This is a genomic window from Amycolatopsis sp. NPDC047767 (assembly GCF_040704195.1).
In the GTDB taxonomy this organism is placed as follows: Bacteria; Actinomycetota; Actinomycetes; order Mycobacteriales; family Pseudonocardiaceae; genus Amycolatopsis.
Window position 1 is genome coordinate 160,315 of the sequence record NZ_JBEYSJ010000011.1, and the last position, 9,081, is coordinate 169,395.

Here is a 9,081-nt window from a genome sequence, read left to right on the forward strand (position 1 = left end):
GCGGCGGTGCTCCTCGAACGCGAACCTGAGCTGGCCGTGCTGGAGAAGGCCGTGCTGGAGGTGCAGTCGGGCGAGGGGGCCGTGCTGCTGGTCGGCGGTCCGGCCGGTGCGGGATCATCCGCGCTGCTGCGGGAGATCGGGTCGTCGGCGACGCGGCTCGGCGCGCGGGTGCTGCGGGCGGGCGGCGCACAGATCGAACAGGATTTCCCGCTCGGCGTCGTGCGCCAGCTCGTGCTCCCGCTGCTGTCGGTGCCCGGCCCGCCGGTGGCGGCGCCGGTCGCGCGGGTGCTGCTGGACCCGCTGACCGGCGGCCGGCCGCCGGTCGTGGGCGACGACCCCGCCCGCTCGGCGACGGCCAGCGTGCTGCACGGGCTGCACACGCTGTTCGTCGGGCTGGCCGCGCAGCGCCCCGTGGTGGTGCTGGTGGACGACCTGCACTGGGTGGACGAGCCGTCGTTGCGGGCGCTGGCCTTCCTCGCCGGGCGGCTTTCGGGCATGCGGGTGCTGATCGCGGCGGTGCTGCAGGACGGCACCGCCGGGCGTGAGCCCCTGATCCGCGAGATTGCCGACGTCGCCCGCTACCACCTGCGGGCCGCCCCGCTCTCGGCGGAGGCGACCGCGCGGCTCGTCGGCCGCAAGTTCGGCGCGGACCACGCCGCGGAGTTCGCGCTCGCCTGCCACGAGGTGACTTCCGGCAGCCCGAAGGAACTGCGCACGCTGCTCGACCGCGCCGTCTCCCACCGCGTCACCGGCAAGGCTTCGGACTGCGAACGGATCCGCGAGCTGGGCACGGCGTTCCGGCGCGAGCGCCTGCAGTTCCTGCTGCGGCGCGTTCCCGGCGTCGCGGCGTTCGCGAAGGCGCTGGTGGTCCTCGGGGGTGACGCCGAGCTGGACCTGGTGCTGCGGCTGGGTGAAGTCGACGCGCCGGGCCGCGCGGCCGCGCTCACCGCGCTGGGCGGCCGCTGGCTCGAAGTGGCCGGCGACCGCGTCACCGTGCGGGACGCGTCGCTCAACCGCGTCGTCGAGGAACTGCTCGACGCGCGGGAAAGCTCGGCGCTGCACCGGAAAGCGGCCAAGTTGCTCGACGAGAGCGGCTACCCGCCCGAGGCGGTCGCCGCGCAGCTGCTCCAGGTCGACGTGATCAACGCCGGGTGGGAGGTCGAGCGGTTGCGGGCGGCGGCGCAAGCGGCCCGCCGTCGCGCCGCGCCTTCGCCGGCCGGGCGCTACCTGCGCCGCGCGCTGCTGGATCTGTCGCCGGACAGCGGGGAACGCGCGCGGCTGCTCGTGGAGCTGGCCGCGGCCGAGCTCGACGTGGACCCGGGTTCGGCGGTCCGTCACCTCGCGCAGGCGGCGCCGCTGATGCCGACGGTGCGCGACCGCGCCACCGTGGCGACCTGGATTCCCTTGCCGGTGGCCGGGGAGGGCCCGCTCGTGGCCGAGCTGGTCCGCGACGTAGCCGACCGGCTCGGCCCGGCCGAGGAGCTGTCCGGCCACGACCGCGAGCTGGCGCTGCGGCTCGAGGCCCGGGTCTGGTTCTCCGGTCTCGGCGAACCAGCCAAGCTCGCGGCGGCCGCCCGGCGGCTGGCCGAGCTGCGCGACCACCCGCACGGCCCGACCGCCGGCGAACGCGAACTGCGCGTGGTCTTGCTGATGGCCGCCACCCTGGGCTCGGGCACCACGGCGGACGTGATCGCCGGCCAGGCCCGGAAGCTGCTCGCCCACGATCCGACCAACACCTACGGCGCGCTCGCCGCGCTGCAGACCCTGCCGGCCGTGCTGATGGCCGCCGACGCGGTGGACGCGGGGTGGTCGTGGCTCGAAGCCGCGTACGACAACGCCCGACGCCACAGCAACCCGACACCGCAGGCCCTCGTCGGCGCGCAGCGCGGCCTGCTCCTGCTGGGCTGCGGGCGGCTCGTCGAGGCGCGGGAGGAGGCGGTGCGGGCGTTCGAGCTCGTCGACCGCTCGTGGCCCGACGCCGTGTTGCTGCCGTCGGTGGTGCTCGGGCTGGTGGCGTTCGCGTTGCGGGACCGGCCGCTCGCGGCGCGGGTGCTCGACGGCGCGCCGCCGGGGGACCTGCGGCTGTTCGAGATCCGCCGCTCGTTGCGAGGCGCGCTCGCGGCGCAGCGCGGTGACCTGCAGATGGCGCTCGCGCAGTTCCTCGACAGCGGGCGGCGGCTGGACCGGGCCGGCTGGCACAACCCGGCGATGCACCCGTGGCGCACGTGGGCGGCGGTGCTGTCGCACCGGCTGGGCCGCCAGGACGACGCGGTGCGCCACGCCGAGGACAACTACGAACGCGCACTCGAGTGGGGCGCTCCGACCACGCTCGGGCGGGCGCTGCGCATCCGGGCCTCGGTGCACCCCGACCGCGACCGCGCGCTGGAGCTGCTGCGCGAGTCCAACGAGGTGCTGCGTGGTTCGGTCGACCGGTTCGAGCAGGCGAAAGCGCTGATCAAGCTGGGCGAGGTGCTGCGCGATGTCGACCGAGACGAGGCGGAGCGCGTGCTGGCGCGCGGACGCCGGCTCGCCGAGCAGTGCGGAGCCCACTGGCTCGGCGCCGAGGCCGACGGGTTGTTCGCGGCCCCGGCCGGATCCACCGCCGCGCCCGTGATCCGCCCCGAGCTGACACGTGGCGAGGCCACCGTCGCCGAACTCGCCGCGCGCGGGCTTACCAACGCCGACATCGCCGTCGAGCTGGGCACCAGCCGGCGCGCGGTCGAGAAGCACCTGACGAGCGCGTACCGGAAACTCCGCATCGACGGCCGCACGGAGCTGGCCGCGGCGCTCGGCGGCGACCCGGAAATCGGCTGAACCGGGCCGCGTTGTGCCGCTGGCCGGGAATTGACGGCAGAAGTACCGCCACGAACTGGTGCGCGTAATCGGGGAATGTCACAGTTATGCGCCGAATCGAATGAATGGGAACAGGGTTTCCGAAGAAGTTTCAGGTCCCCGGGGAGTAGGCCGTGGCATTTCGGGAACTCCGAAGAACGGGCACATCCCGGTGGTCTCACGGGCAAGGGTGGGCGATGTGGGTTTATGTTCGTCCGTGTGGGACCGCGCGCCCGCACCGGTGGTCGGGGCCGGCGGGCGAACGCGAGGTGAACTTCGGCTGAGGGATTCCGGTTTTGGCTGGTCAAAGGGAACCGTACCGCGTCCGACCGCACCGTACCGAACCATCGTGTGGGGGTACCGCAGGATTAAGCGGGGAGGCTCCGGCGCTGTTGACTTGGTTGGTTTTCCATCCATAGACTGAGATCAACAAATGAAACGTCATATGTCGGCCGATTCGCTTCCGGTCGGCAGATCATGGCCTCGCGTGACCTGAGAGGAATGGTCGATACCGATGAATTCCAGTGCAGTCATCGCCAAGCCGGCGCCTTCCGCCACCACCATGGCCCGGAATTCCGATGAATACCGCGACATCTACACCTCCCTTTTCGAGCAGTCCGGGATGTGCATGGCCAACCTCGACCTGGGGTTGCGCGTGCGGGAAGCCAACGTGCCGTTCTCGCGGCAGTTCGGGCGCACCGCCAAGGACGTGTACGGCCGCAGCTTCTGCGACTTCCTGCACCCGAGCGTGCAGGGCAAGCTCAAGCACCAGCTGACGCGGCTGACCGAGGGCCAGCACGCCCGGTTCGCCGAGCAGATGGTGGCCGTGGGCCCGCGCGACTCCGTGTTCGCGGGCGAGCTGACCGGCATCGCGGTGCGCAGCGGCGGCCGCGTCGACACGATCACGGTGCTCGTGAAGCCGGACGACGCGGACTCCGCGCCGCAGCTGGCCAGCAGCAAGCAGAAGCTCCTGAGCCAGGTCGACGCCCGCATCCTGGAGGGGGTGGCCGCCGGCGAGTCGACGGTGCAGCTGGCCGCGAAGCTGTTCCTCTCCCGCGGCGGCGTCGAGTACCACGTGACCACGCTGCTGCGGAAGCTGAAGGTCACCAACCGCCCGGCCCTGGTGTCCAAGGGCTACTCGATGGGCATCCTCGGCATCGGCCAGTGGCCGCCGCGGGTGCGCCCGGAATACATCCGCTGAGCCCGTGCTCACCGAGCGGGAGCAGGAGACCGCGCTGGTCGCGCGAATCCTGGACGACACGCGACGCAGCGGTACCGGCTGCGTGGTGACCGTCTCGGGACCGCTCGGCATCGGCCGGTCGGCCCTGCTCGGCGCCCTGGCCGAGGCGGCCGTGCTCGACAGCGGGCCCGAAGCGGTGCTCGTGCTGCGGGCCGGCGGTGTGCGGTCCGAACGCGACTTCCCGCTCGGGGTGCTGCGCCGGATGCTCGACGTCCTGCCGGAGACGGCGGTGCGCTTGCCCGATCGTGCCCGGACGGCGGGAGGTCTCGCCGACGCCGACGCGATACGGGTGCGTGACGAGGTGCTGGCCCACGCCGCGGGCCGGCCCCTCCTGGTCCTCGTCGACGACCTCCACTGGGCCGACCCGTGCTCCGCGCGGTGGCTGGCTCTGCTGGCGGAGTCCGCTGAGGACCGTCCGGTGGTCCTCGTCGTCGCCGGCCGGCACGACCGGGCCGGCGTGGCGGAAACCGGTCCGCTGGCGCGGATCTACGGCCGTACCGCGCACGAACTGGCGCTGCGCCCCCTCACGCGCGCCGGGGTGAAGCAGGTGATCACCGACTGCTTCGGTGAACCAGGCGACGAAGCTTTCGTCCGCGCGTGCACCACAGTGTCGCACGGCCGCCCCCTGTTCCTCGCCGCTCTCGTGCGGAGCCAGCGTGCCGCGGGCCGGCGGCCCCAGTCCGGTGCCGTCAAGGCCGTGCGGACGTGCCGCCCCGCCGCCATCGGCGCGCGGGCGGTGCAGGCGCTGGCCGTGGAATGCCCGCCGGTCAAGGAAACCGCGTACGCGCTGGCTGTGCTGGGCGAACCGGCCGGCCCCGGACTGCTGACGCCGCTGACCGGGCTCGCGGCCGACGACTGCGCCGCGGCTCTGGCCGCGCTCGCCGCGGCCGGCCTCGTCGACGAGAACGAACCCGCGTGGTTCGCGCACGCGGCGATCGCCGACGCCGTCGAAAACTCTTTGCCCGCCTCGGAAACCGCCGAACGCCACCTGCGGGCGGCCCGGGTGCTCGCCGAAGCCGGCCGGCCGCCCGAGGACGTCGCCCGCCATCTGCTCGCCGCCGAGAGCCCGCCGACCGGCTGGGCGATCGGGTTGCTCAAGGCCGCGGGGCGCGACGCGTTGCAGCGGGGCGATCTCGCCACCGCGCGTCGGTGCCTGCTGCGCGCGCTGCTCGGGGTGACGGCCGGTGGTGCCGACCGCGCGGAGCTGCTCGTGGATCTGGCCACTGTGGAGCGGTCGTCCGCGCCCGTGGCTTCGCTGCGGCACCTGACCCAGGCGTTGCCGGGACTCACCGGCCGCGGCCGCCGGGCCCGGGAGCTCGCGGTGCTGCCGCCGCTGGCCCTGGAGCTGGCACCGGCTTCGCTCACCGCGCAGTTCGCCGCGGCCGCCGCGGAGCTGAGCGTCCCCGCGGATCGCGACCTCGCGCTCGCCCTGGAGGCCCGCCTGCGGTACGCGCGGCTGGGGGAGCTGCGCCCGTTCACCGACGCCCTGGCCGGGTTCGCCCGCCTCGATCCCGCGGCCACCCCGGGCTCCCGCGCCGAACGGGACCAGGCCGCCGTGCTCGTGCACGCCGCGACGCTCGCCGGGCAGGACGCCGAGCGGTGCGGCGTGATCGCGCGGAAAGTCGTGCTCGGCGAGCCGCCCTCGCCCGCCGACGCGCGGACGGCCGTGCCACTCGCCGCGCGCTCGATGCTGGCGCTGGACCTGCTCGACCAGGCCGACTCGTGGCTCACCTCGCTCACGGTGCTGGCGCGCCGGCAGTGGGGTGAGAACGCGGCCGAGACGTTGGTCGCCCAGGCCGAGCGCGCGTACTCGCTCGCCCGCCGTGGCTGGCACACCGAAGCCGCGACACTGGCCGCGCGCACGCTCGAACGCGCCGACCCGGCGTTCACCGCCGTCGCCGTGCGCTGCTGCGAAACCCTCGCGCTGATCGTGGCCGAAGCCGTGGTCCCGGATCTGGCGCGGCGGGCGCTGTCGGCCTACCGCGCGCGGGAGAACGCGCTGATCCCGGCTTGGCTGGGCAACCTCGTCGACGGCGTGGTCGCGGCCTCCAACGGCGACGCGGAGGCCGCGCTGGAGCACCTGCTCGACTGCGGCCGCGAGTACGACCTCATGGGCTGGGGCAACCCGGCCGTGCTGCCGTGGCGCACCTGGGCCGCGCGGCTGCACCACCGGCTCGGCGCCGAAGAGCTGGCCCACGACCTCATCGAGGAGGAACACGAACGAGCCGCCGCGTGGGGCGCGCCGACCGCGCACGGCCGCGCGCTGCGCGTGTGGGCGAGCATGACCGAGGGCCCGCGCGCCCTGGACCTGGCGCGTGAGGCGATCGAGGTCCTCGACGGCTCGTTCGGGCAGCTGGAGCTCGCGAAGGCCCACATCCTGCTCGGCCGGCGCCTGGCGTCCACCGACCGTGCCGCGTCCGCCGAACACCTGGCCCGCGGCGAGAAGCTCGCGAAAGCCTGCGGTGTCGCCGACGTACGACCCCACGGCGACCCGACGTCCGGCGCGCACCCGGCCGACCTGACGCCGTCGGAGCGCCGCGTCGCGCGGCTCGTGCTGGCGGGCCAGGCGAACCAGCGCATCGCCGAAGACCTGGAGATCAGCGTGCGGGCCGTGGAGAAGCACCTGACGAAGGTGTACCGCAAGCTCGGCATCGCGGGTCGGGGCGGCTTGCCGGACGTCGCGCACATCCTGGAACCCGCCGAGGGGAACTGACCGCACGAAGAGGGCCCGCCGCGACTCGAGCGGCGGGCCCTCCTCGTGCGTGCTCAGAAGTCGAGTGCGTCCAGCTCCTGCGCGAGCTCCTGGTTGACCTCGGCCGCGGCCGTCGTGAGGAAGAAGTGGCCGCCGGGGAACGTACGGAGGCGGAACCCGGCGGTGGTGTGCTCGCGCCAGCGTCCGGCCTCCTCGGTCGTGGCCTTCGGGTCCGCGTCGCCGACGAGCGAGAGGATCGGGCACGCCACCGGGCGGCCCGGGCGCGTCGGGTAGGTCTCGATGGCGCGGTAGTCGCTGCGCAGCGACGGCAGGGTCATCTTGAGGATCTCGTCGTTGTCCAGCAGCGACGAATCGGTGCCGTTGAGCCGTTTCAGCTCGGCGAGCAGGCCGGCGTCGTCGCGTTCGTGCACGCGCTCGTCCCGTATGGTGCCGGGGGCCCGGCGGCCGGAGACCACGAGTGACGCGGGCGCGTGCGGGGTGCCGGCCAGGCGCAGGGCGACCTCGTAGGCGATCGCGGCGCCCATGCTGTGTCCGAAGTAGACGGTCGGCTTCACGGGCTGGGTGGCGAGCACCTCGGCGACCGCGTCGGCGTAGCCGTCGATGCCGGTGATCGCGGGCTCGAGGCGGCGGTCCTGGCGGGCCGGGTACTGGAGCACCACCACGTCGGTCCCGGGGGAGTGGGCCACCGCCACCGGGTGGTAGAAGCTGGCCGAGCCCCCGGCGTGCGGGAAGCACACGAGCCGGCGCGCGGCCTGCTCGGCGGGGCGGAAGCGGCGCAGCCAGAGTGCCGGGTCGAGGCCGGTGGTGGCGTTCACGGCTGTCCTTTCGTCGGGGCGGCTCCTTCGTGGACAGTCCAGCACGCCGGAAACCGGGAAGTGTGCAGTCTTTCCGCGGGCGAAACTCGGTGATTCCCCAGCATCCGGCGCCGGTCGTTGACAACGGCGCGGGGCGGCTGCGAGCGTCGGAGCCGAGCCGCCGAGGACGATTCCCCGGTGTCGCAACGGCTTTCCGGCAACTTCTTTCCGATGACAGCCCCGGTCCGGGGCGTCACCCGGCCACCGCCGCGGTGGCTTTTCCGTAGGTGGAAGGGGACAGCATGTCCAGGCGCGCACTGATCACCGGGATCACCGGGCAGGACGGGTCATACCTCGCCGAGCACCTGCTCGCGCAAGGCTATCAGGTGTGGGGACTCATCCGGGGCCAGGCGAACCCGCGCCGGTCGCGGATCGCCCGCCTGATGTCGGACGTGTCCTTCGTGGACGGTGACCTGATCGACCAGCGGAGCCTCGTGTCCGCGATCGAGCTGGTGCAGCCCGACGAGGTGTACAACCTCGGCGCGATCTCGTTCGTCCCGATGTCGTGGCAGCAGCCCGAGCTCGTGACGGAGGTCAACGGCATGGGCGTGCTGCGCATGCTCGAAGCCATCCGCATGGTGAGCGGTCTCTCGGCCAGCCGCACGGCGTCGAAGGACGGCCTGATCCGGTTCTACCAGGCGTCCTCGTCGGAGATGTTCGGCAAGGTCGCCGAGACGCCGCAGTCGGAGGACACGATCTTCCACCCGCGCAGCCCGTACGGCGTGGCGAAGGCGTACGGCCACTACATCACCAAGAACTACCGCGAGTCCTTCGGGATGTACGGCGTGTCCGGCATCCTGTTCAACCACGAGTCCCCGCGCCGCGGTGCCGAGTTCGTGACGCGCAAGATCACCCTCGCCGTCGCGGCGATCAAGCTGGGCCTGCAGGACAAGCTGGCGCTGGGCAACCTCGACGCCGTGCGCGACTGGGGTTTCGCCGGCGACTACGTGCGCGCCATGCACCTGATGCTGCAGCAGGACGACCCGGGCGACTACGTGATCGGCACCGGCGAGATGCATTCGGTGCGCGACGCCGTGCGGATCGCCTTCGCGGCCGCGGACCTCGACTGGGAGGAGCACGTGGTGGTCGACCCGGCCCTGGTGCGGCCCGCGGAGGTCGAGACGCTGTGTGCCGACTCCCGCCGGGCGCGCAAGGCGCTGGACTGGGAGCCGAGCGTCGACTTCACCGAGCTGATGACGATGATGGTCCACTCCGACATCGAGCAGGCCGCGCGCGAGCGCGACTACGGCGACGTGCTGCTGGCCGCCGCTTGGTGAACCACTCGCACCCCGGCCCCTGCCGCTGCCCGCGGCGGGGGCCTTCTGCTGTCGGGAAAACGGACGTGAACTAGGGATTTCCCAGGCCCGCCCGGTCGAGACTCGGTGGGGATCGTGACCCGAACGTGTGCCGCCGCGCGGCCGTCCAGATGGGTTGAGCTGAGC

General features: G+C 73.2%; 5 protein-coding genes. 4 read left to right on the forward strand and 1 reads right to left on the reverse strand.

The window, feature by feature from the left end:
- The first annotated feature begins 6 nt into the window (after positions 1–6).
- From AB0878_RS21725 to AB0878_RS21735, 3 genes are all read left to right on the forward strand, one after another.
- Positions 7–2,814: an AAA family ATPase gene (locus AB0878_RS21725; RefSeq protein WP_366582059.1), complete on the forward strand. Its 2,808-nt coding sequence runs from the start codon at positions 7–9 to the stop codon at positions 2,812–2,814.
- A 532-nt stretch (positions 2,815–3,346) separates the two neighbouring features.
- Positions 3,347–4,033, forward strand: coding sequence for a LuxR C-terminal-related transcriptional regulator (locus tag AB0878_RS21730; protein WP_366582060.1), 687 nt, complete (start codon positions 3,347–3,349; stop codon positions 4,031–4,033).
- A 4-nt stretch (positions 4,034–4,037) separates the two neighbouring features.
- Positions 4,038–6,785, forward strand: a complete 2,748-nt coding sequence (locus AB0878_RS21735; protein ID WP_366582061.1) for an AAA family ATPase — start codon at positions 4,038–4,040, stop codon at positions 6,783–6,785.
- Positions 6,786–6,838: 53 nt separating this feature from the next.
- On the opposite strand, the gene AB0878_RS21740 is transcribed toward AB0878_RS21735, so the two are convergent.
- Positions 6,839–7,600 carry an alpha/beta fold hydrolase gene (locus AB0878_RS21740; protein WP_366582062.1) on the reverse strand — a complete coding sequence of 254 codons (762 nt, stop codon included), beginning with the start codon at positions 7,598–7,600 and terminating at the stop codon, positions 6,839–6,841.
- Between the two features lie 281 nt (positions 7,601–7,881).
- Between AB0878_RS21740 and AB0878_RS21745 the strand changes: the two genes are divergently transcribed.
- Entirely contained in the window at positions 7,882–8,916 is a 1,035-nt protein-coding gene (locus AB0878_RS21745) for a GDP-mannose 4,6-dehydratase (protein WP_366582063.1), read from the forward strand.
- Positions 8,917–9,081: the final 165 nt, after the last annotated feature.